The 22,110-nt window shown below is 67.4% G+C and carries 16 protein-coding genes and 1 pseudogene; 13 read left to right on the top strand and 4 right to left on the bottom strand.

What is annotated here, in order from left to right; genetic code table 11:
• Nucleotides 1-73 precede the first annotated feature (73 nt).
• The 11 genes and pseudogenes from RBB34_RS16495 to RBB34_RS16445 all read left to right on the top strand — a co-directional run.
• Complete coding sequence (locus RBB34_RS16495) at nucleotides 74-1,162, top strand: ABC transporter permease (RefSeq protein ID WP_306120339.1); 1,089 nt, start codon at nucleotides 74-76, stop codon at nucleotides 1,160-1,162.
• Nucleotides 1,159-2,061 carry an ABC transporter permease gene (locus RBB34_RS16490; RefSeq protein WP_306120338.1) on the top strand — a complete coding sequence of 301 codons (903 nt, stop codon included), beginning with the start codon at nucleotides 1,159-1,161 and terminating at the stop codon, nucleotides 2,059-2,061. The genes RBB34_RS16495 and RBB34_RS16490 overlap by 4 nt, the downstream gene beginning before the upstream one ends.
• Nucleotides 2,058-2,627 (top strand): isochorismatase family cysteine hydrolase, encoded by a 570-nt coding sequence (locus RBB34_RS16485; protein WP_306120337.1) that lies wholly within the window; start codon nucleotides 2,058-2,060, stop codon nucleotides 2,625-2,627. The genes RBB34_RS16490 and RBB34_RS16485 overlap by 4 nt, the downstream gene beginning before the upstream one ends.
• Nucleotide 2,628: 1 nt before the next feature.
• Nucleotides 2,629-3,486: a PfkB family carbohydrate kinase gene (locus RBB34_RS16480; RefSeq protein ID WP_306120336.1), complete on the top strand. Its 858-nt coding sequence runs from the start codon at nucleotides 2,629-2,631 to the stop codon at nucleotides 3,484-3,486.
• Nucleotides 3,483-4,241, top strand: a complete 759-nt coding sequence (locus tag RBB34_RS16475; protein WP_306120335.1) for a uridine phosphorylase — start codon at nucleotides 3,483-3,485, stop codon at nucleotides 4,239-4,241. The genes RBB34_RS16480 and RBB34_RS16475 overlap by 4 nt, the downstream gene beginning before the upstream one ends.
• Nucleotides 4,238-5,005, top strand: coding sequence for an SIS domain-containing protein (locus RBB34_RS16470; protein ID WP_306120334.1), 768 nt, complete (start codon nucleotides 4,238-4,240; stop codon nucleotides 5,003-5,005). Before RBB34_RS16475 ends, RBB34_RS16470 begins: the two co-directional genes overlap by 4 nt.
• 20 nt (nucleotides 5,006-5,025) lie before the next feature.
• Nucleotides 5,026-6,474: an aldehyde dehydrogenase family protein gene (locus RBB34_RS16465; protein ID WP_306120333.1), complete on the top strand. Its 1,449-nt coding sequence runs from the start codon at nucleotides 5,026-5,028 to the stop codon at nucleotides 6,472-6,474.
• Between the two features lie 102 nt (nucleotides 6,475-6,576).
• Entirely contained in the window at nucleotides 6,577-7,923 is a 1,347-nt protein-coding gene (locus RBB34_RS16460) for a mechanosensitive ion channel domain-containing protein (protein WP_306120332.1), read from the top strand.
• Between the two features lie 112 nt (nucleotides 7,924-8,035).
• A complete protein-coding gene (locus RBB34_RS16455; protein WP_306120331.1) occupies nucleotides 8,036-8,965 on the top strand; it encodes a cation diffusion facilitator family transporter in 930 nt (309 codons plus the stop codon).
• 106 nt (nucleotides 8,966-9,071) lie between these two features.
• On the top strand, nucleotides 9,072-12,536 hold the full coding sequence (pyc, locus tag RBB34_RS16450) for a pyruvate carboxylase (protein WP_306120330.1): 3,465 nt from the start codon (nucleotides 9,072-9,074) through the stop codon (nucleotides 12,534-12,536).
• Nucleotides 12,537-12,769: 233 nt separating this feature from the next.
• Nucleotides 12,770-13,597 (top strand): annotated as a pseudogene (locus RBB34_RS16445) (MFS transporter); the annotation flags it as partial.
• Nucleotides 13,598-13,827: 230 nt separating this feature from the next.
• Here the strand turns inward: RBB34_RS16445 and RBB34_RS16440 are convergent.
• Nucleotides 13,828-14,859, bottom strand: a complete 1,032-nt coding sequence (locus RBB34_RS16440) for a LysR family transcriptional regulator (protein WP_306120329.1) — start codon at nucleotides 14,857-14,859, stop codon at nucleotides 13,828-13,830.
• 95 nt (nucleotides 14,860-14,954) lie between these two features.
• Between RBB34_RS16440 and RBB34_RS16435 the strand changes: the two genes are divergently transcribed.
• On the top strand, nucleotides 14,955-15,899 hold the full coding sequence (locus RBB34_RS16435) for an NmrA family NAD(P)-binding protein (protein WP_306120328.1): 945 nt from the start codon (nucleotides 14,955-14,957) through the stop codon (nucleotides 15,897-15,899).
• 167 nt (nucleotides 15,900-16,066) lie between these two features.
• A complete protein-coding gene (gene acs, locus RBB34_RS16430; protein WP_306120327.1) occupies nucleotides 16,067-18,022 on the top strand; it encodes an acetate--CoA ligase in 1,956 nt (651 codons plus the stop codon).
• Between the two features lie 69 nt (nucleotides 18,023-18,091).
• Here acs and RBB34_RS16425 read toward each other — a convergent pair whose 3' ends face one another.
• The 3 genes from RBB34_RS16425 to RBB34_RS16415 form a co-directional block, all read right to left on the bottom strand.
• Nucleotides 18,092-19,483 (bottom strand): PRC-barrel domain-containing protein, encoded by a 1,392-nt coding sequence (locus RBB34_RS16425; protein WP_306120326.1) that lies wholly within the window; start codon nucleotides 19,481-19,483, stop codon nucleotides 18,092-18,094.
• A gap of 178 nt (nucleotides 19,484-19,661) precedes the next feature.
• Nucleotides 19,662-20,285, bottom strand: coding sequence for a VTT domain-containing protein (locus tag RBB34_RS16420; protein WP_306120325.1), 624 nt, complete (start codon nucleotides 20,283-20,285; stop codon nucleotides 19,662-19,664).
• A gap of 422 nt (nucleotides 20,286-20,707) precedes the next feature.
• Complete coding sequence (locus tag RBB34_RS16415; RefSeq protein WP_306120324.1) at nucleotides 20,708-22,048, bottom strand: TadE/TadG family type IV pilus assembly protein; 1,341 nt, start codon at nucleotides 22,046-22,048, stop codon at nucleotides 20,708-20,710.
• Nucleotides 22,049-22,110: the final 62 nt, after the last annotated feature.

Here is a 22,110-nt window from a genome sequence, read left to right as displayed (position 1 = left end):
CGATCCGCGATCATCGCATCAAGCAAAGCTCCGGAAAAGCAGGCGCTAATGCGCTCTTGAAAGGTAAGGCCGCATGAGTGCGGTGGCCGAAACGGCCGACCGGGCCGGCAGTGGCTGGCAGGGCCGGCTCGGCGGGGTCGCCGGCGAGGCGGTGCGCGTTACCCTGCCGGTGCTGATCGCCTTCGGTGTCGGCGCGGCGGTGCTGCTGATCATCGGCGAGAACCCCATCGACATCTACGCCCTGATGGCGAGCGAAGCGTTTGGCTCGTCGCGGCGCATCGCGGCCACGCTGTCGGCGGCCACCCCGCTTCTGTTCACCGCCGTGGCGACGGCGATCTGCTTTCGCACCGGCGTGTTCAATGTCGGCGTCGACGGGGCCTTCGTCGTCGGCGGGCTGGCGGCCGCGACGATCGGCTTCGCCCTGCCGGCCGGGCTCGGCTTCTGGCTGATCGCCATCGCCATGCTCGCGGCGGCCGCCGTCTCGGCGTTCTGGCTGTTCGTGCCGGGCTATCTGCTGGCCCGGCTCGATATCGACGAGGTGGTCACCACCTTGATGCTGAACTTCATCGCGCTGGGGCTGACGGGCTTTCTGGTCAACACCGTGCTGCTGTCGGAAGCCTCGGGCAACAACACCACCGACACGATCCACGAGGCGGCCGAACTGGTCCGCCTGATGCCGCCTTCGACATTGCATGCGGGCTTCATCATCGGCCTCGTGTGCGTTGCCGCCTACGGCGTCTGGACGCGGCTGACACCGGCCGGGTTCGAGTCCAGGCTGGTGGGCCTCAACCGGCGCTTTGCGCGCACGGTCGGCATTTCGATTCCGGCCACGATCATCACGGTGATGGTGATCTCGGGGATCGTCTCGGGCCTTGGCGGGGCGAGCCATGCGCTCGGCCAGGTGCACCGGTTCTCGGACGGCTTTTCGGCCGGCTACGGCTTCACCGGCATGGCGGTGGCGCTGCTGGCGCGCAACTCGGCCATCGGCATCGCCTTCGGCGCGGTGCTGTTCGGCGCGCTCGCCTCGGCCGGCACGACCGTACAGCTCTTCTCGGACATCCCGCTCGACATCGTCAATGTGATCGAGGGCACGGTGATGATCTTCGCGGTCGTCGAGCTGGGCCGGCTGACATGGCGCCGGCGGCGCAGGAGCCTGCCATGATCGCGCTCGTCGAACAGGTCCTCGCCTCGACCATGATCCTGACGACGCCGATCCTGCTGGCGGCGATCGGCGGGCTCGTCAACCGGCAGGGCGGCATCGTCAACATCGCGCTCGAGGCCAAGATGATCGCCGGCGCGTTCATCGCGGTGATTGCCTGCGCGGCGACCGGCTCGTGGCTGGCCGGGGTCGGTGCGGCTGCCATTGCCGGCGCTTTCGTCGGCTGGCTGTTCTCGCTGGCGATCACGCGGGCGCGGGCGAACATGATCATCGCCGGGCTCGGACTGAACGTGCTGATCGCGGGCCTGGTCGGGCTGACGATGAGCGTTGCCTATGGCACCAGCGGCACGCTGCGGCTCGAGGGCGTCGAACTCTTGCCGAAAGTGCTGCCGGAAACGGTCGAGACGGTCCCGGTGATCGGCCGCGCGCTGGCCGCGCTCGACCCGCTGACGGTCTTCGCCTGGGCCGTGGTCGCCGTGCTGCCCTTCCTTCTGGCCAATACGCGGCTCGGCCTGCGACTGCGCGCGGCGGGCAACGCGCCGCAGGTGGCGCGCGCCATGGGCCTTCGCGCGAAGGCGCTGCAGGACTTCGGCACCACCTTCGCCGGCCTGTTTTCCGGGCTTGCCGGCGCGCATCTGGCGCTTGCCTCGCTCGGCCTGTTCAACGAGGGTCTGACGGCGGGGCGCGGCTTCATCGCGCTGGCCGCTTTCTACTTCGCCCGCAACCATCCGGTCGGCACCGCCCTGGTGTGTCTCCTGTTCGGCTTTCTCGATGCCAGCCAGATCCGGCTGCAGACCGCCGGGCTGCCGCCGACGCTGATCGGCACGCTGCCCTACGTGATGGTGATCGTCGGGCTGGTCATCACCGCGCTCAACATCAGGAGGCGGCAGGCAACGGCATGACATCCACCGCGCTCATCGTCATCGACATGCAGAACGCCTTTCTGCATCCGCAGGGCGAGAACGCCTATCCCGATGCCGCAGCGGTGATCGGGCCGGTCACGCAGCTCATCGAGGCGGCGCGGCGAAGCGAGCGGCTGATCGTCTTCACGCTCGACCGGCATCGCGCGGGCGTACCCGATTTCGAGCAGCCCAAGCTGCCTGTCCATGGCGTCCAGGGAACAATGGACGCCGACTATTTCAGCGGTTTCGGACCGCGGCAGGGCGCGGCGCGCGAGATCGAGATCGTCAAGCGGCGCTACAGCGCGTTCTTCGCGACCGAACTGGGCATTCTGCTGCACGAGCACCGCATCGAGCGGGTCGTCATCTGCGGGGTGAAGACCAACAATTGCGTGCGCGCCACCGCCCAGGACGCGTTTGCCTGGGGCTTCGAGGTGGTGGTGCCGCGCCAGGCGACGAACTCGAACCGGCCGTATCTGGCCGCTGCTTCGCTCGAGGACATCGATCGCTACATGGGCTCGGTCGTCGATCTTGGCGATGCGCTGTCCATGCTCGCGGGGACGGCGTGACATGACGCAGCTTGCGGTCACTGGCTATGCCTCGCTCGACTACCCGCTCATGCTGGACGGTGTCGTCGCCGGCAACCGGACGACGCATATCCGCTTTCGCGACCCCGATGCCTGGCCGCGGCCGGGCGGCTCGCCGAGCTATGTGGGCGTTGCGGCACGGCGCGGTGGCGTCGCGGCGGCGCCGGTCACCTGGATCGGCGAGGACGCGCTGGGCGCGCTCTTCGCCGATCACTGCCGCGCGCACGGGCTCGTGGCCGAGGGCATCGAAACCCATGCCGGGGCGCGCTCGCCGGCGGCGATCATGATCCAGCAGGCGGACGGGACGACCGCATGCCTTTACGATCCGGCGCTTGCCGGCCGCGAACGCCTGTCGCCGGCGCAGGCGAGGGTGATCGCACGGGCGGACCATCTGTGCGTGACCGTGGGGCCGGGCCATCTGATCGGCGATATCCTCGCCGTGCGCGGGCCGGACGCGCCGCTGTCATGGGTGATGAAGGACGATCCGACGTGCTTCGATGCGGCCAACCGGGCGGCGCTGGGCGCGCGGGCACGGATTGTCTTCTGCAACAGCGCCGAGCACCGGCTGATCGCCGATGTGGTGCGCTCCGACGCGCTCGTGGTCGAAACGCTGGGTGCCGAGGGGGTCCGCCTGCACCGGGCCGGCAAGACGACGGTCCTGCCGGCCGCAGCAATCGCGGTGGCCGATCCGACCGGCGCGGGCGACAGCTTCGCCGGGGCCTTCCTGGCCGCGCATCTGGGCGGGGCCCTGCCCGAGCATGCCGCGCGCAAGGCGATGGATGCGGTGCGCGCCATGCTGGCCGAACGCGCCGAGCAAGAAAAAGAGAGGGGGCGGGCATGAAGACAGCCTGGTATCTGGGCCACACCGCGAACGACATCGCCGACCGCGTCATCCTGGTCGGCGATCCCGACCGGATCGACCGCATCGCCGCGCAGATGGACGCGCCGCGCTTCCTGCCGGTCAGGCGGGGCCTGCGCACGGTCACGGGCCGGCACGGCGGAACGCCGGTGACGGCGGTCAGCTTCGGCATGGGTGCGCCGATCGCGACCGTCGTCCTGCACGAACTCGCCGCTCTGGGGGCAAGCAGCTTCATCCGCATCGGAACGGCAATGTACTTTCCGCCGGCCGAAGCGGGCGTCTTCACGCTCAGCAAGACCGTGTTCAGTCACGAGGGCACGTCGATCTCCTATGTCGACGATCCGAACGCGCAGCGCGCCTGCGCCAGCCTCAACGCCGCCGCCCGCACGGTGATCGCGGATGCGGGCGAGAAGCTCGTCGAGGGCAAGTTCGCCAGTTTCGACGCCTTTTACCGCGACATGTTTCCGCTCGAACCCGAGCGGGAGGCGCCGATCGCCGCGCAGCTCGGCCGGCTCGAAGTCCAGGGTGTGATCGCCGCGGACATGGAGACCTCGGCGCTCGTCAACGCCGCCCATGCGCTGGGCGTGTCCTTCACCAGCCTGTGCGTGGGCACGGTCGACGGGCGCACGCGGCAAAAGCTCGACACCGACACGATGGCCGAGCGCGAGACGGCGCTTTTTGCCTGCGCGCTCGCCGCCCTCACCCGCCACAGTGCCAAGACCAGGGAGCCGGCATGACCGCTATCGCCAGCGACTATTTCGCCATTCTCATCGAACGCCTGCAGGCGGTGATCGACAGCCAGGCCGACGCGATCGAGGCGGCCGCAGAGATCTGCGCGCGCGCGATCGCGGACGACAAGCTCGTCTTCACCTTCGGCACCGGGCACGGCTCGTTCGCGGCCATGGAGATGTATCCGCGCACCGGCACGGTGACCGGATTCCGGCCGATCGTGGAAAGCGCGATGATCTCGTTCCATCGCGTTCTGGGCGATGCGGGAGCGCGGCAATACCGCTTTATCCATAGCCAGGAGGGCTACGGCACCGCGATCTTGTCCTCGCACCAGACTGATCCGGGCGATGCGATGCTGATCTTCTCGCACTCGGGGCTCAACGCCGTCACGGTCGACATCGCCGTTGGCGCGAAGGAACGCGGCATGAAGCTGATCGGCGTGACCTCGATCCCGCATTCCTCGTCCACGCCCTCGCGCCATTCCTGCGGAAAGCGGCTGTTCGAACTGGCCGATGTCGTCATCGACACGGGCGTGCCCAAGGGCGATGCCTCGATCCGCATCGAGGGGCTGAACGGCGCCGTCGGCGCGACCTCGACCTCGATCGCCATTGCGGTCGGACAGGCGATCAACGCGGCAACCGCCGAAAAGCTGGTCGCGCGCGGCGTCGAACCCTTCGTGATGGTCTCGCCCAACACGACCGAAAAGGAAGCGGCGACGGCACAGAACGACCGCAACTATGCCGAATTGTGGCGCCGGTTGCGGATGCGCTGAGCGCGAGGACGAGGGACATCATGGATCGCGGCTTTTTCATATCGGGCCAATGGCACAAGCCGGCCGGCGTCGATCGCTTCGCCATCGCCGAGCCTGCCACGGGCAAGCCGGTCGGCTCGACGCTGCTCGCCGATGAACGCACCGTCGACGAGGCGGTTGCGGCGGCAAAGCGGGCCGCGCCGGGCTTTGCCGAAATGGGCGCGCGGGCGCGGGCCGACATTCTGGAGCGCGCCGCAACGCTGATCGAGGCGCGGGCACGCGACATGGCCGTCCTGCTCACCCGCGAGCAGGGCAAGCCGGTGCCGGACAATCTGAAAGAAATCCTCTTCGGCGCCGAGGTGCTGCGCTATTATGCCGGTGAAGCGGTGCGCGTGGGCGGTTCGCTGCGGCCGGCCTCGGCGCCGACGATCCGCAACATCGTCACCTATCAGCCGGCCGGCGTGGCGGCCGCCATCGTGCCGTGGAACTATCCGGTCGACCTTTACTGCTGGAAGGTCGGCCCGGCGATCGCTGCGGGCTGTCCGATCGTCGTCAAGCCGCCGCACGAGACCCCGCTCGCCATCGCCATGCTGGTCGACTGCCTGCACGAAGCGGGCATGCCGCCGGGCACCATCGCCGACCTGCCCGGCCTGGGGCCCGTGGCGGGGGCCGCGCTCGCCCGGCACAGCCACGTGCGGGTGATGTCGGCGACGGCCTCGATCCGCGCCGGCCAGGACATCATGCGCAACGCGGCCGGCAACATGAAAAAGCTCAGTCTGGAACTGGGCGGCCACGCGCCCTTCATCGTTCTGCCCGACGCCGATATCGAGGAGGCAGCGCGCGCCGCGCATCGGCGCAGCTTCTCCAATATGGGCCAGATCTGCATCACCGTGAACCGCATCCTGGTGGCCCGCGAGGTCCACGGGCCGTTTGCCGAGGCGCTCGCGGCGCTGGCCGAGGAGACCGAACTCGGCGACGGGCTCGACGAGGCGGTCAAATACGGTCCGGTGCTCAACGCCTCGGTCATCGAGCGCGTGAAGGCGCATCAGCGCGACGCGCTCGACAGGGGCGGCAGGCTGATCGCCGGCGGCCATGCCCCCGATGGCCCGGCGTTCGCGCACGGCCATTTCTACCGGCCGACGGTGATCGATGACGCCCCCCTCGACTCGCTGCCGATGCGCGAGGAGACCTTCGGCCCGCTGGCCGCCATGGCCGCATTCGATTCGCTTAATGACATGTTCGCCATGGCCAACGGGCTCGAATACGGCCTTGCCGCCTACATCTATGGCGGCGATCTCGAACGGCTGTGGTCGATCGCCGAACAGCTCGAATTCGGCGCGGTGGGCGTGAACGTCAACGACACCTCCGAACTGCAGGCGCCGTTCGGCGGTTGGAAGATGAGCGGCTTCGGGCGCGAACTCGGCCCGGAGGGGCTCGACGCCTATCTGCAGCCCAAGCACATCAAGATGCGGGTGCGCCGCGCGCAGTGAACCCGCGCCGGCCGGCGCAACCGTCGCGCGTGGCTTTCCCCCCGGTGCGCTTTGTGCCAAGAGATCGCCGACGGGATACGGCACACGCGGGGGCGCGACATCATGGACATGCAATCGCCGGTCGTGCAGCAGGCGATCGGGTATCTCCAGCAGGCGCAGGCCATAGCGCTCGACTGGCTGACGAGCCCGGCCGCCTGGTCGCAATTCGCGCTGCTCGCGGTGGCCTTCGCCGCCGCCTGGTTCGCCAACCGGGCGCTGACGCCGGCGCTAAGACGCGTTCTGACGCCGGAGGCGGCCGCCCAGACCATCTTCGCCAGGGCACGACGTTTCGCGCTGATGCTCCTGCCGCTGATGCTGCCGCTGCTGGCCTATGCCTTCACCGCGCTCGGCGAGGAGGCAACGCGCGCCGCCTTCGGCGCGGACGCGGTGATCGCCTTCGGCAAGCGGGTCTTCCTGTTCGTGGCGGCCCGGCGCCTGGTGCGCGACATCCTCACCGATCCGTTCCTGAAGCTGCTCGGCCGCTATGTGCTGATCCCGGTCGCCGCGCTCTATGTCGTCGGGCTGCTGGGGCCGACGATCGCCTATCTGGACGGGCTCACGGTCAATCTGGGCAACATCACGTTTTCGGCGATGGCGCTGATCCGCGGCGCGATCGCCGGCGGGCTGCTGTTCTGGCTCGGGCGCTGGTCGAACACGCAGTCGTCGGACTATATCCGCCGCCAGGAGGACATGCGGCCGGCAACGCGCGAACTGGCCGCCAAGGCCGTCGAGATCGCCATCTTCGGCGTCGCCTTCCTGCTGCTGATGAACATCATGGGCATCAGCCTGTCGACGCTCGCCGTCATCGGCGGCGCCATCGGCGTCGGCCTTGGCTTCGGCCTGCAGAAGATCGCCTCGAACTTCATCTCCGGCATCATCCTGCTGCTCGAAGGCCAGGCGACGGTCGGCGACTTCGTCGAACTCGACGGCGGCCAGAGCGGGACCATCGTCAAGATGACGGCGCGCGCGACGATCCTGGAGACCTTCGACGGGCGCTGGGTCGTGGTGCCCAACGAGGACTTCATCATCACCCGCGTCATCAACTATTCGGATGCCGGCTCGGCCAATCGCTACGAAGCGCCGTTCTCGGTCTCCTACGACACCGACATCAACAAGGTGCCGGCGATCGTCGAAGCCGCGGTGGCGAGCCACAAGGACGTCCTGTCGGAGCCCTATCCGCCCGATTGCGAACTGCGCGCCTTTGGCGACAGCGGCATCGAGTTCGCCGTCGAGTTCTGGGTGAACGGCATCGATGACGGGCCCAACAAATACACATCGGACGTGCTGTTCCTGATCTGGAACGCGCTCAGGGACAACGGCATCGAGATCCCCTTCCCGCAGCGCGTGGTCGAGATCAAGAACCCGGCGGCCGCGCAACTGCCGGTGGAGGTGGCGGCCAGGGCCTCCTGAGAGCACAGGAGCGCAGGCCCGGCCCGCCGTACTGCCGACCGCGCCTGGAGACCCTTGAACCTCCAGTCGCTGGAGGTCTTACATGAGGGTGCGGCAGAAGCGGACAGGCACCATGGCAGGCCATCACCACCACGATCACGGCATCGACGCGGGCAGCGGCGACCGGCGCGTTGCCGCCGCGATCGCGGTCAATCTGGGCCTGACCGTCGCGCAGGTCATCGGCGGGCTGGTGTCCGGCAGTCTGGCGCTGATCGCCGATGCGCTGCATAACCTGTCGGACGCGATGTCGCTGGTCATCGCCTTCATCGCGCGCAGGATCGCCCGGCGCGGCGCCGACGAAGCCATGACCTTCGGCTATGGCCGTATCGAGGTGGTGGCGGCGCTGATCAACTACACCACGCTGATCGTGCTGGGGCTCTATCTCGCCTATGAGGCGGTGATCCGCTTCATCGACCCGCAGCCGGTGACCGGCTGGCTGGTCGTCGCCATTGCGGGTATCGCGCTGGCGGTCGACCTCGCCACGGCGCTGCTGACCTACACCATGTCGAAGTCGAGCGTGAACATCCGCGCTGCCTTCCTGCACAATCTGGCCGATGCGCTCGGCTCGGTGGCGGTCATCGTCGCCGGCACGCTGATCATCGTCTACGACTGGCGGTTGATCGACCCGCTCGTCACGCTTGGCATTGCCGGCTACATCCTGTGGATGTCGTTCGCCGAGATCGGCCAGGTCATTCGCATCCTCATGCTCGGCACACCGCCCGATCTCGATCCCAGGGCGGTGATCGCCGCGGTCGGCGCCATCGACGGCGTCGGCGATGTCCATCACGTGCATCTTTGGCAGATGGGCGAGCATGCCGCCTCGTTCGATGCCCATCTTGCCATCGAGCCCGGCGCCTGGGAGCGGGCCGATGCCGTCAAGGCCGAGGTCAAGGCGATGCTGAAGGCGCGCTACGGGATCGAGCACTCGACGCTGGAAATGGAATGCGCGCAGCATGCCTGCACGCAGGCGCAGGTGCTCGGCCACGCCGCCGAGGGCGCCTGACCGGCGCGGCCAGGCGGCGGTGCTTTCGCCGTTTGCGCTGCACAATGGTTGACGCTAAACAGACCCGATTGTGCATGCAGTGCCGTTCTTTCGGGGGAGCCTCAACGTGGCCATTTCCAAGATCCTTGTCGCCAACCGTTCCGAGATCGCGATCCGCGTGTTCCGCGCCGCGAACGAGCTCGGAATCAAGACGGTCGCGATCTGGGCCGAGGAGGACAAGCTTGCCCTGCACCGGTTCAAGGCGGACGAGAGCTATCAGGTCGGTCGCGGCCCGCATCTGGGCCGGGACATGGGGCCGATCGAAAGCTATCTGTCGATCGAAGAGGTGATCCGCGTGGCGCGCCAGTCCGGCGCCGACGCCATTCATCCCGGTTACGGTCTTCTGTCGGAGAGCCCCGAACTGGTCGAGGCGTGCCGCAACGCCGGTATCATCTTCATCGGACCGACCGCGGAGACCATGCGCTCGCTTGGCAACAAGGTCTCGGCGCGCAATCTGGCGGTCGAAGCCGGCGTGCCGGTGGTCCCGGCGACCGATCCGTTGCCCGAGGACATGGACGCGGTGCGCAAGATGGCCGCCGAGATCGGCTATCCGGTCATGCTCAAGGCGTCCTGGGGCGGCGGCGGCCGCGGCATGCGGGCCATCCGCGCCGAAGAAGACCTCGAGCGCGAGGTCACCGAAGCAAGGCGCGAGGCCAAGGCCGCCTTCGGCAAGGACGAGGTCTATCTCGAAAAGCTGATCGAGCGCGCCCGCCATGTCGAGGTGCAGGTGCTCGGCGACACGCATGGAAACATCGTGCATCTGTTCGAGCGCGACTGCTCGATCCAGCGGCGGAACCAGAAAGTGGTGGAGCGCGCGCCGGCGCCCTATCTGGGCGAGGCCCAGCGCAACGAACTGGCCGAATACGCGTTGAAGATCGCGCGCGCGGCCGATTATGTCGGTGCCGGCACGGTCGAATTCCTGATGGATGCCGATACCGGCAAGTTCTACTTCATCGAGGTCAATCCGCGCATCCAGGTCGAGCATACCGTGACCGAGGAGGTCACCGGCATCGACATCGTCAAGGCGCAGATCCGCATCCTGGAAGGCGAGGCGATCGGCCAGCCGCGCTCGGGGGTGCCGGCCCAGCACGACATCACGCTGCACGGCCATGCCCTGCAATGCCGGATCACCACCGAGGATCCAGAGCAGAATTTCATCCCCGATTACGGCCGCATCACCGCCTATCGCGGCGCGACCGGATTCGGCATCAGGCTCGATGGCGGCACGGCCTATTCGGGCGCGGTGATCACGCGCTTTTACGACCCGCTGCTCGAAAAGGTCACGGCCTGGGCGCCGACGCCCGAGGAGGCGATCGACCGCATGGATCGGGCGCTGCGCGAATTCCGCATTCGCGGCGTCGCCACCAATCTGACGTTCCTTGAAGCCATCATCGGCCACCCGGCCTTCCGCGACAATTCCTATACGACGCGGTTCATCGACACGACGCCGGAACTGTTCGCCCAGGTCAAGCGCAAGGACAGGGCGACAAAGCTGCTGACCTATCTGGCCGACGTCACCGTCAACGGCCACCCGGAAACCAAGGACAGGCCGCGCCCGGCGGCCGACGCGCCGGCGCCCGAAGTGCCGTTCGTCGGCGGGGAGGTGCCCGAGGGCGGCACCAGGCGCATGCTCGACCAGATGGGGCCGGAGAAGTTCGCCGCCTGGCTGCGCGCGCACGATCCGGTGATGATCACCGACACGACCATGCGCGACGGCCATCAGAGCCTGCTTGCAACGCGCATGCGCACCCATGACATGGCGCGGATCGCCGGCACCTATGCGCGGGCGCTGCCCAACCTGTTCTCGCTGGAATGCTGGGGCGGGGCGACGTTCGACGTCTCCATGCGGTTCCTGACCGAGGATCCGTGGGAGCGGCTGGCGCTGATCCGCGAGGCGGCGCCCAACATCCTGCTGCAGATGCTGCTGCGCGGGGCGAACGGCGTGGGATACACCAACTATCCCGACAATGTGGTCCGGCATTTCGTCGAGCAGGCCGCCGCGGGCGGCATCGACGTCTTCCGCGTCTTCGACTGCCTGAACTGGGTGCCGAACATGCGCGTGGCCATGGACGCGGTGTGCCAGGAGAACAAGATCTGCGAGGCGGCGATCTGCTATACCGGCGATCTGCTCGATCCGGCGCGGCCGAAATACGATCTGAAATACTATGTCGGCATGCTCAAGGAACTCGAGGCGGCCGGCGCGCACATCATCGCGGTCAAGGACATGGCGGGCCTGCTGCGGCCGGCGGGCGCGACGGAGCTGTTCAGGACCTTGCGCCAGGAAACCGACCTGCCGATCCACTTCCACACCCATGACACCTCGGGCATCGCGGCGGCGACGATCCTGGCCGCGGTGGCCGAAGGCGTCGATGCGGTCGACGCGTCGATGGACGCCCTGTCGGGCCTGACGGCGCAGCCCTGCCTTGGCTCCATCGTGGAGGCGCTGCGGCGCACGCGGCGCGATCCGGGCCTCGATCCGGAATGGATCCGGCGCATCTCGTTCTACTGGGAGGCGGTGCGGGCGCAGTATGCCGCCTTCGAAAGCGACCTGAAGGGGCCGGCCTCGGAAGTGTACCTGCACGAAATGCCCGGCGGACAGTTCACCAACCTCAAGGAACAGGCGCGCTCGCTGGGGCTGGAGACGCGCTGGCACGAAGTGGCCCGGGCCTATCACGACGTCAACATGATGTTCGGCGACATCGTCAAGGTGACGCCGTCCTCCAAGGTGGTCGGCGACATGGCGCTGATGATGGTCAGCCAGGATCTGACCGTCGAGGACGTCAAGAGCCCGGACAAGGACATCGCGTTTCCGGCCTCGGTCGTCTCGATGATGCGCGGCGACCTCGGCCAGCCGCCCGGCGGATGGCCCAGGGACATCCAGCAAAAGGTGCTCAAGGGCGAGGAGCCCTATACCGACGTGCCAGGCTCGCTGCTGGCCCCCGAGGACATGGACGCGCGGCGCGCCGAAATCGAGGAGAAGATCGGACGGCAGGTGAACGAATACGAGTTCGCCGCCTATCTGATGTACCCCAAGGTGTTCACCGATTTCGCGCTCGCCCAGGACAAGTACGGCCCGGTCAGCGCGCTGCCGACGCCGAACTACTTCTACGGCCTGCCGGCGGGCGGGGAGATCTTCGTCGATATCGAGCGCGGCAAGACGCTGGTGATCCGCTGCCTTGCCATTGGCGAACCCGACGAGCAGGGCATGGTGACCGTGTTCTTCGAGCTCAACGGCCAGCCGCGGCGCGTCAAGGTGCCCGACCGGGTGCACGGGGCCGAAGCCTCTGCGGCCCGGCGCAAGGCCGAGGACGGCAACGAGGCCCATGTCGGCGCGCCAATGCCGGGCGTGGTTTCCACGGTCTCGGTCGCAAGCGGCCAGGAGGTCAGGAGCGGCGACGTGCTGGTCTCGATCGAGGCGATGAAGATGGAAACCGCGCTGCACGCCGAACGCGACGGCAAGGTCGCCGAGGTGCTGGTCAAGGCGGGCGACCAGATCGACGCCAAGGACCTGCTGGTGATATACGAGGCCTAGAGCGTCCCGTGACGAGATTGAACCATTCTGCCGGGCCGGTTCGTGTGGGTTGCAGGCCGGCGGGCGCCCACGGCGTCGAAGCGCTTGCCCGTAGCCCCGCCACGTGGCTCGCGCGCGTCTGGCGGACCGCCTCGTCGGACGGGAAACGGAATTGATTCAACCTCGTCACAGGTCGCTCTGACCGAACGAGGCGCGACCGGCACGCCCCCCGCGCCGTGCCGACAGGAGACTTCATGGCGACCGAGGCGATCACCGATGCGGGCGCGGCGCCCGCAAGCGAGCGGCTGCGCCTGGCGCGGCTGGCGGTCTCGGTGGCGTTCTTCGCCAACGGCCTCATGGTCGGGCACTGGGCGACCAAGATCCCGGTGCTGGTCGAGCGGCTGGGCATCAGCGAAGCGGTGCTGGGCCGGCTGATCATCCTGTTCGGCGTGGGCGCGGTGATCGCGCTGATCGCGGGCGCCTGGATGGTGACGCGCATCGGTTCGGTGGCCGTGGTGCGCTGGACCTCGCTGATGCTGGTGCCCTCGCTCGTGCTGATCACCATCGCTCCGAACCTGACCACCACGGCGCTGGCCATGCTGTGGCTCGGCATGTTCCTTGGCGCGATGGACAATGCCATGAACGCCAATGGCGTCGGCGTCGAGGTGGCGCTCGGCAAGCCGGTCATGTCGTCCTATCACGGCTTCTGGTCGCTCGGTGGCGTTGCGGGCGGGCTGACGGGCGGCGCGATGATCGCCTGGCTGGGCGAGATGGGCCATGCGATCGCCGTAACGGGCATCGTCGCCGCCCTGGTCGCCTGGGCCTGGCGGCACTACTGGCAGGAGCCCGCCGCCGCGGACCCCGATTTGGCGGCCACCGATACCGTCCGCCGACGGGGCCTGCCGCGCAAGCCGGGGATCTACATCCTCGGCATCGTGACGCTTCTGGCCTTTGCGCCCGAGGGCACGGTGATCGACTGGAGCGCGCTCTATCTGAAGGACGAGATGGGCGCGCCGCTGCTGGTCAGCGGCTATGCCTATGCGGCCTTCTCGGCGACGATGGCCACGACGCGCCTTCTGGGCGACCGGTTGCGCGGCCGGTTCGGCGACAGGGTCGTCTTCATTGCCGGCGGCCTGCTGGCCGGGTCGGGCTTCATCATCGCGGGCAATGCGGGCGGTTTCGTCACCGCGTGCCTGGGCTTTCTGGTCACCGGCATCGGGCTGGCCAACATGGTCCCGGTGCTGTTCTCGACGGCCGGGCGCTACCCGGGCCTTGCGCCCTCGGTCGCCATCGCCGTGATCACCACGTTCGGCTATGCCGGTCTCTTGTTCGCGCCGGCCTTTGTCGGCATGATCGCCGAAGCGTGGTCGCTGGCGCTGGTCTTTTCGGGCTGGGGCGTCATCGTGGCGGCGGTCGGGCTGCTCGCCATCGCGCTGCCCTCCATCTCATCACGCTCGAGCGGCAGCGACGAGAGCGCCTCGGCCAGAAAATCGTAGACCCGCCGAACCTTTGCGCTGTGACGCAATTCGCGGTGCGAGGCGAGCCACACCGGCAGCGGATCGATTGCAAGGTCCGGCATCACGCGGACCAGGTCGGGCGTCCTGCCCGCGACGAACAGCGGCCCGAAGCCGATGCCCGCGCCGGCCCTGACAAGTTCCCAGTAGGCGACCTGATCGTCGGTGCGGAAGCGGAACGATGAGCGCGGTGCCCAGACACCGAGCCGCTTCATGCCGCGCTCGATCAGGTCGGCCCGGTCGTAGCCAACCAGTCGGTGCGTCTTGAGTTCGTCGATCGTCGCGGGCGGGCGCCGTGCGCCCAGATAGTCCGGATGGCAGAACGCGCCCATGGCCAGATCGCCCACCTTGCGTACGATGAGCTCGTTCTGAACCGGCCGCACCATGCGCACGGCGATGTCGGCATCGCGTGCCAGAAGGTTCTGCACCGAATTGCTCGGCACCAGTTCGATTTCCAGGTCCGGCTCCGCGCTGGCAAGCCGCACCAGGATGGCCGGCAGGATGTAGGTGGAGACAATGTCGGAGGCGGTGATCCGGATCGGGCCGGCGACGGTGCGCTCGCGACCGGTCGCGGCCATGGCGAAGGCGTCCGCGCCGGCGCGCATGTCCCGTGCGCGGTCGGCCAGCAACAGCGCGTCAGATGTGGGCATCATGCCCGCCCGTCCACGCTCGAACAGGACAAGGCCCGTCAGCGCCTCCAGTTCGTCCATGTGCCGGCCGAGCGTGGGCTGGGAGATGCCGGTGGCCCGTGCCGCCCCCGACAGCGTGCCCGCGTCGATGACAGCCAGAAAGCTCTTCGTCAGGTTCCAGTCAAATCCATGGCTATCCATTCATGTATGAATACCAGGGATTTTAAAACTTGTATATGCATACGCGCACGAATGTTCCATCGTGCAGTCGTTGACAGCTGGAAAGGAGACAGACCATGCCAACCGTCGCCATACTGGGCGCGGCCGGACGGATCGGCGGCGCAGCTTCCAAGGCCTTCGTCGAGGCGGGATGGACCGTCAGGGGCGTTGCCCGCGGTGCCAAGGCGGATGCGCTGGCGGCCGGCGTCGAGCCGGTCCGCGCCGATGCCTTCGACCGTTCGGCGCTGATCGCCGCCTGCGATGGCGCCGACGTGATCGTGCATGCGATCAATCCGCCCTACGACAAGTGGCGCGACACGGTCATGCCGCTCGGCGAGACCGTCGTCGCCGCGGCCGAGGCGACCGGTGCGACCGTGATGATCCCCGGCAATGTCTACAATTACGGCACGGGCGTGAGCGTCGACATGGACGAAACGATGACGGCGCGGCCCGATACCGAAAAGGGCCGCATCCGCGTGCAGCTCGAAGCGCTGTTCGCCGATGCCGCGGCCGCACGCGGCGTCCGCACCATCGTCATCCGCGCCGGCGATTTCTTCGGCGGGACGGCGCCGGGATCGTGGTTCGATCTCATCATTCTCAAGGACCTGAAGAAGAACCGTTTCGTCTGGCCGGGGCCCTGGGACTGCGTGCATGCGCTGGCCTATATGCCCGATCTCGCGGAGACCTTCGTGCGCGTCGCCGACAAGCGCGCCGAACTCGACCCGTTCGCGACGCTTCATTTTCGGGGCCATGCGGTGACGGGCAACCAGGTGCACAAGGCGGCCGAGACCGCCGCGGGACGGCCCCTCAAGCGCGGCAGCGTGCCATGGCCGCTGTTCCGGCTTGTCGGTGTTGTCAATCCCGTGGTGCGCGAGGTGGCCAGGATGGCCTATCTCTGGCGCGTTCCGCATTGGCTCGACAATGGCCGTCTGACCGCCCTGATCGGCAAGGAGCCGCACACCGCACTCGACGAGGCGATACGCGAGGCGGTGTCCGATCTGCAGCTCGACCCGCGCAGATAGCGGCAGCCGGACGGCCGCGCCTGGCCTCGTTGTGCGACTTTGGCCGGTTGCCCATTGTCTTATTTACGGAGCGCCGGGCTTCGCGCTACACCGTGCACGACATGTCGGCCGGCACGCCAAGCGATGCCTGTTTGCCGGCGAGACAACGAAAAAGTGGAGGACAATCGATGTCGGGTGACGTGTATCCCGTGCCGGCCGCGGTCAAGAAGAACGCGCTGATCGACGAGGCGAGCTACAAGACCTGGTACAAGCAGTCGGTCGACGACCCCGAGGGCTTCTGGATGAAGCACGGCCAGCGGATCGACTGGTTCAAGCCCTACACCAAGGTCAAGAACACCCGGTTCACCGGCAAGGTCTCGATCAAGTGGTACGAGGACGGCGTCACCAACGTTGCCTATAACTGCATCGACCGGCACCTGGAGCGGCGCGGCGATCAGGTCGCCATCATCTGGGAGGGCGACAATCCCTATGACGACAAGAAGATCACCTATCGCGAACTGCACAACCGGGTCTGCCGGCTGGCCAATGCGCTGAAGGCGCGCGGCGTCAAGAAGGGCGACCGCGTCACGATCTACCTGCCGATGATCCCCGAGGCGGCCTATGCGATGCTGGCCTGCGCGCGCATCGGTGCCGTCCACTCCATCGTCTTCGGCGGGTTCTCTCCCGATGCGCTGGCCGACCGGATCGTCGACTGCAAGAGCCATTTCGTCATCACCGCCGACGAGGGCCTGCGCGGCGGCAGGAAAATACCGCTGAAGAAGAATGTCGATCTGGCCATCGAGGAGGCCGAGCGCGAGGGGGTCAGCGTGGATACGGTGCTGGTCGTCCAGCGCACGGCCGGGCAGATCGACTGGTATTCGGAGCGCGATGTCTGGTATCACGACGCGGTGCGCAACGAAAAGCCCGACTGCCCGCCGGCGCGCATGAAGGCCGAGGATCCGCTGTTCATCCTCTATACGTCAGGCTCGACCGGCAAGCCCAAGGGCGTGCTGCACACCACGGCCGGCTATCTCGTCTACGCCTCGATGACCCATCAATATGTCTTCGACTGCAAGGAGGGCGACATCTACTGGTGCACGGCCGATGTCGGCTGGGTGACGGGCCATTCCTACATCGTCTACGGCCCGCTCGCCAACGGCGCGACGACGCTGATGTTCGAGGGCGTGCCGTCCTTTCCGGACGCCTCGCGCTTCTGGGAGGTGGTCGACAAGCACGAGGTGACGATATTCTACACCGCGCCGACCGCGATCCGCGCGCTGATGGGGGCGGGCGTCACCTATGTCAACCGGACCTCGCGCAAGTCGTTGCGCCTGCTCGGCTCGGTCGGCGAGCCGATCAATCCGGAAGCCTGGGAATGGTATTACAACGTGGTCGGGGAGGGCAAATGCCCGATCGTCGACACCTGGTGGCAGACCGAGACCGGCGGCATCATGATCACGCCGCTGCCCGGCGCCACCAAGCTCAAGCCGGGGTCCGCGACGCGACCCTTCTTCGGCATCAAGCCCGAACTGGTCGACAATGAGGGGCAGGTGCTGACCGAGACGGTCGCCGAGGGCAATCTGTGCATCACCGATTCATGGCCGGGCCAGATGCGCACGGTCTATGGCGACCATGACCGGTTCATCCAGACCTATTTCTCCAGCTACAAGGGCAAGTATTTCACCGGCGACGGCTGCAAGCGCGACGAGGACGGCTATTACTGGATCACCGGCCGCGTCGACGACGTCATCAACGTCTCCGGCCATCGCATGGGGACGGCCGAAGTCGAATCGGCGCTTGTCAGCCATGACGCGGTGGCCGAGGCGGCCGTGGTCGGCTATCCGCACGACATCAAGGGCCAGGGCATTTACTGCTACGTCACGCTGATTGCCGGCTATGAGGGCGACGACAAGCTGCGCAAGGAGCTGGTCAACCATGTCCGCCGCGAGATCGGCCCGATCGCCTCGCCCGACAAGATCCAGTTCGCGCCGGGCCTGCCCAAGACGCGCTCGGGCAAGATCATGCGGCGAATCCTGCGCAAGATCGCCGAGGACGAGTACGGTTCGCTGGGCGACACCTCGACGCTGGCCGACCCGACGGTCGTCGACGATCTGATCGCCAATCGGCAGAACAAGGCGGCTTGACGCCAAGTGGCGACACGACAAGGCCCGGGTGGTCTCCCACCCGGGCCTTGAACGGCGCTTGCCTGGCGCTTATTCGGTAGCGACGCGCTGCTCGGCGTCGCCCTCGACGACCTGGAACTCGTCCATGTTGACCTCGTTCATGCGCTCGACCTGTTCCTCGGTGGTCGAGGCCATGACAAGCTGGTCGTCGCGAAGCACCATGTCGCTCATCGGCAGTGCGACCTGACGTTCGCCAAGACCCAGAAAGCCGCCATCGCCGACGATGACGAAGAGCTCACCGTCGCGGATCACGGCCTGCTCGATATCGCCGATCGTCTCGCCGTCCGCGCCGACGACCTGCATCTGCATGATGCGTTCGACGCTGATCAGCTCCGAATTGGCGTCATCGCCCTGGGCCAGCCGATCCTGATCGGGTTCGATCGTGGACATGCCCGTCTCGCCCTCCGACGCGTCGGTCATGGCCGTTTCCGACTGGTCCGTCGTCATGGCCGTTTCGGTCTGGTCGGCCATCGTCGTCTCGTCGGCCTGGGTGTCGGCCATGTCCTGCATTTCGGACTCGGCCTGGGCCGCCGCCTCGGTGTTGTCGATCTCGTCTTCGGCGTCACCGCCGGCCATCCGGCCCTCGGCCGCCGCGATGGTCTCGTCGCGCGTCATCTGGCGGAACTGGACGTTGGCTTCGCCCGACTGGTTGAAGGTGATTTCGGGCTCACCCATCTGCTCGACATTGATCTGCGGTTCAGAGGCGTTGTAGCGCACATCCGGCTGAACGTCCTGGATGGACACTTCGGCCTGTTCGGCGGCCTCGAGCTCGACCATCGCCTGGTCCTGCTCGATCTGCACCTGCGCCTGCTCGTCATCGTCGGCGCTCTGCGTCTCGCCCACATCGAGGCGAACCTCACCCTGCTCGACCTCGACGGTCGGTTCGGGCTGGGTGACGCGGACCCGCGGCTGGCGCATGGCGACGTCGACGGTCGGATCGGGCATCTCGACGACGATTTCCGGCTTGGGAATGTCGATGGTTATGCGCGGTGCGGCCAGTTCCACCGACACGTTCGGCTGGGCCTGATTGACGGTGACGACCGGCCGACCCGGCTGAACGGTCACTTCCGGCCGCTGCTGCTGCACCTCGACCTCGGGCGCCTGCTGGTCGACCGTCACTTCGGGTTCGGGGATGATGACAGCCAGGCGCGCGGTGGCCTCGGCGTCGTAATTGGACCGGAGTTCATCGCGCGAGATCTCGCCGGTCGCCACGCGATAGGCATCGGTGCACAGCTGCGGATCGTTCTGCTCGGCCACCTGGTGTGCACGTTCGAGCGTGATGCCGGTCTCGCCGGTGTCCTCGGTCTCGACAAATTCGACGAGCTCCATGCATTCGTCGGCGAGATCGTTGTCATCCTGGGCGATCGCCGGCGGCACGATGGCCGTTGCCGCCATCAGCATTCCAATGGTAAGTCTGTTCATGAGTATTCTCCAAGTCTTTCCTATATATTGATCAAGCACAAAGGCGCAGGCGCCGGCCGGAGCCTGCGTGCGGGGGCCTTCATTGAAGCCTTTGAGCTTGGGCAACGGGGCGGAGGGAAGATCGTTCCGCCAGCATGCCGGCGTTCCTGCTTTCGCGCCGGCGCCGGCGACTTGCGGTTCAGTGCGGCGAACCGCCGACGGCCCAGACGGTCATGACGAGGCCGGCCGCAAGCGTACCCAGCGCGACGGCAAGCAGGCGGTGGCGGCGCCACAGGGCCGCGGCGGCGTCGCCGAACAGGAAGATCAGCGCGGCGATCGCAAAGTATCGCGCACCGCGTCCGATCACCGTGGCGAGCACGAACAGCGCGAACGGGTAGCCCGTCGCACCGGCCGAAAGCATGGCGAGCTGGAACGGTACCGGCGGAAGCATGCCGACCAGGACGATGGCCAGAAAGCCGTGGCGCTCGAACATCGCCGCGAACTGCGCCTTTTCGGCCTGCCAGCCGAGCCGGGCGACCATCGGGTCGCCGGCCGCCTGCATGAAGAAAAGCGCGAAGAGGTAGCCCGCCACCGCTCCGGCCACGGCCCCCATCGTGACGCTCGCAGCCATGCGCCAGACCTGGCGGCGCGCAAGCTGCATCATTGGCACCAGAACGATCTCGACCGGCACCGGAAGGACCGTTGTCTCGGCGGCCGAGAAGATGAACAGACCGCCAAGGCCGGCGCGCCCCTGGCGAACGCGGGCGAGCCGACGCTTGAGGGCTCGGCGCCGGATGGTTGCGGATGCGGCTATGGCGGTCACTCCTTGAGCGGGCGAAGACCCATAGCCGGCCGCGGGGATGGGCGCCAGCGCGATGACGCGCACGGGGACCGAAAAGATGAGGGGTTGGCAGGGGCCGAAAAACCGGTCAGGCTGGCGGGGTGTTCAACGAAGCGAAAGGAGGTGATCCGATGTCGAGTGGTTCAATGGTTCCGGTTCGGTCTTTGCGGGTCATCGTCCGTTGGAGCAGCCTCTGACGGCCCGAGTGTTCCGTGCAGCCGGCGTGCCGCCGGTCGCCGGCCGCAGCCGCATGCGAGCGGCCAGCGGCGGTTGAGGCGACCATCACAGGGGCGGCAGGGGCCTGACGGCCGACCGGTGTCATGAATTGCGGGGGCCGCCCTTTGCGGGGCGGCCCTTTCTTCTGTGCAAGGGGTGCCGGCCAGGCCGGGCTGGCGCCGGACCGGTCAGCTCACCAGCCGCAGGCAGGTGATGTCCCTGGCGATCGACCGGAAGGCGTCCTCGAGTTCGTCCTCGCTGGTCGCGTTGAAGAAATACCGCCGATCCTCGGCGTTGGGCGCGGTGCAGCTGCCGGTGACCTGGGTGCCTTCTGGCGTGGCGCAATCGCGCATCATCTGCACGGCGGCCGGCGGCGTTTCGCCATCGGCCGAGGGGGCGGTGAAGGCGATGGTGTAGACCGCGATGCCGCGATCCTTCATGTTGGCGCAGTTGCCCAGCGCATTGGCCCGCGACAGCGCGATCGCCTGGGCGCTGTCCGGCCAGAAGCGGCTCGAATCATAGGTGTTGAACTCGCCGTCGGTCATGATGATGGCGACCTTGCGGGTTTCCTCGTCGCTGTCGGCCGCGACGTCCGATCCGGCCGGCCAGGCCGGGTTCCACAGCGAGGACAGCATGTATTGCGTCCAGGCGATGGCGATGTGCCCGGCCGTCCAGCCCCTGGGCGCGAAACCGTCGATGTGGTCGTCCAGCGTCGTCTTGTCCGCCGTCAGGGGCAGGATCGGCGCCGTGGGACAGTCGCCCGCCTTGGTGATCCCGCCCACGGGCCGGGCAAAGGTGGCGAAGTCGTCGGTGTGCGCCCGCGGCCCGGTCCGCTCGAAGACGCAGCCATTGGAGGGGCCGTCGGTCTCGATGGCGTCGATGACGGGCGATGCGTCGACGCTGCGGGCATAGGGTACAAGCCCGATGCGCACGCGCTCGACGGCCGCATTGGCCTTGAGCAGTTCCTCCACGCCGAGCCTGGCCGCCGATTTCAGCGCATCGATGCGTCTGACGCCCGTACCGGCGATGTTCCATTGCATCGACCCGGTGACGTCGAGCGCCATGGCGACCTCGATCCTGGTGTTCGAGAACTGCGCCTTGGCCCCGGTCGAGACCCTGCGCTCGTCAATCCCGACGATCCTGGACAGCGTCATGGGCAGGTCGACCCAAGCCTGCACCGCCAAGGTCTTGGCACCCTTGTCGATGGCGATCCGGTCGATCGTGACTTCGGAGCCGAAGAAATCCCGCTGGTCGATGTTGGCGAAGACGAAATCGCGAACCCGTTGCCTGGCTTCGTCGTCGGTGTACTTGCCATTGGTGATGTCGCGCGTGGTCGAAAGGACGGCCGCGTCGACGGCCATGTTGAGCCGCGCCTGCGCCGTAAACAGGCGGGCGGCGTCGACCGCCATGCCCGTGGCGGTCATCAGCACGATGCCGGTCAGGCCGAACATCATGGCGAAATTGCCGCGCCGGTCGGCGGCAAAGGCGCGGGCCTGGCCCGCCAGGGTTTTCACGATCGAATGACGCATGCTTGTCTCCCTTGCTGCGCCAGGCGATGCAGGGCGCCTGCCGGCCGGCCACGGGGCCGGGC

The organism is Roseitalea sp. MMSF_3546, from assembly GCF_030732865.1.
In the GTDB taxonomy this organism is placed as follows: Bacteria; Pseudomonadota; Alphaproteobacteria; order Rhizobiales; family Rhizobiaceae; genus Roseitalea.
The sequence above is the reverse complement of the archived record's forward strand: the minus strand, read 5'-3'. Positions and strand labels throughout refer to the sequence as shown.

Bases quoted from the DNA above. Each gene is read 5' to 3' on its own strand.
- acs (WP_306120327.1), top strand. From the start codon at position 16,067: ATGTCGGGTGACGTGTATCCCGTGCCGGCCGCGGTCAAGAAGAACGCG.
- RBB34_RS16485 (WP_306120337.1), top strand. From the start codon at position 2,058: ATGACATCCACCGCGCTCATCGTCATCGACATGCAGAACGCCTTTCTG.
- RBB34_RS16490 (WP_306120338.1), top strand. From the start codon at position 1,159: ATGATCGCGCTCGTCGAACAGGTCCTCGCCTCGACCATGATCCTGACG.
- RBB34_RS16455 (WP_306120331.1), top strand. From the start codon at position 8,036: ATGGCAGGCCATCACCACCACGATCACGGCATCGACGCGGGCAGCGGC.
- RBB34_RS16465 (WP_306120333.1), top strand. From the start codon at position 5,026: ATGGATCGCGGCTTTTTCATATCGGGCCAATGGCACAAGCCGGCCGGC.
- RBB34_RS16460 (WP_306120332.1), top strand. From the start codon at position 6,577: ATGGACATGCAATCGCCGGTCGTGCAGCAGGCGATCGGGTATCTCCAG.
- RBB34_RS16470 (WP_306120334.1), top strand. From the start codon at position 4,238: ATGACCGCTATCGCCAGCGACTATTTCGCCATTCTCATCGAACGCCTG.
- RBB34_RS16475 (WP_306120335.1), top strand. From the start codon at position 3,483: ATGAAGACAGCCTGGTATCTGGGCCACACCGCGAACGACATCGCCGAC.
- RBB34_RS16495 (WP_306120339.1), top strand. From the start codon at position 74: ATGAGTGCGGTGGCCGAAACGGCCGACCGGGCCGGCAGTGGCTGGCAG.
- RBB34_RS16415 (WP_306120324.1), bottom strand. From the start codon at position 22,048: ATGCGTCATTCGATCGTGAAAACCCTGGCGGGCCAGGCCCGCGCCTTT.
- RBB34_RS16435 (WP_306120328.1), top strand. From the start codon at position 14,955: ATGCCAACCGTCGCCATACTGGGCGCGGCCGGACGGATCGGCGGCGCA.
- RBB34_RS16480 (WP_306120336.1), top strand. From the start codon at position 2,629: ATGACGCAGCTTGCGGTCACTGGCTATGCCTCGCTCGACTACCCGCTC.
- RBB34_RS16425 (WP_306120326.1), bottom strand. From the start codon at position 19,483: ATGAACAGACTTACCATTGGAATGCTGATGGCGGCAACGGCCATCGTG.
- RBB34_RS16440 (WP_306120329.1), bottom strand. From the start codon at position 14,859: ATGGATAGCCATGGATTTGACTGGAACCTGACGAAGAGCTTTCTGGCT.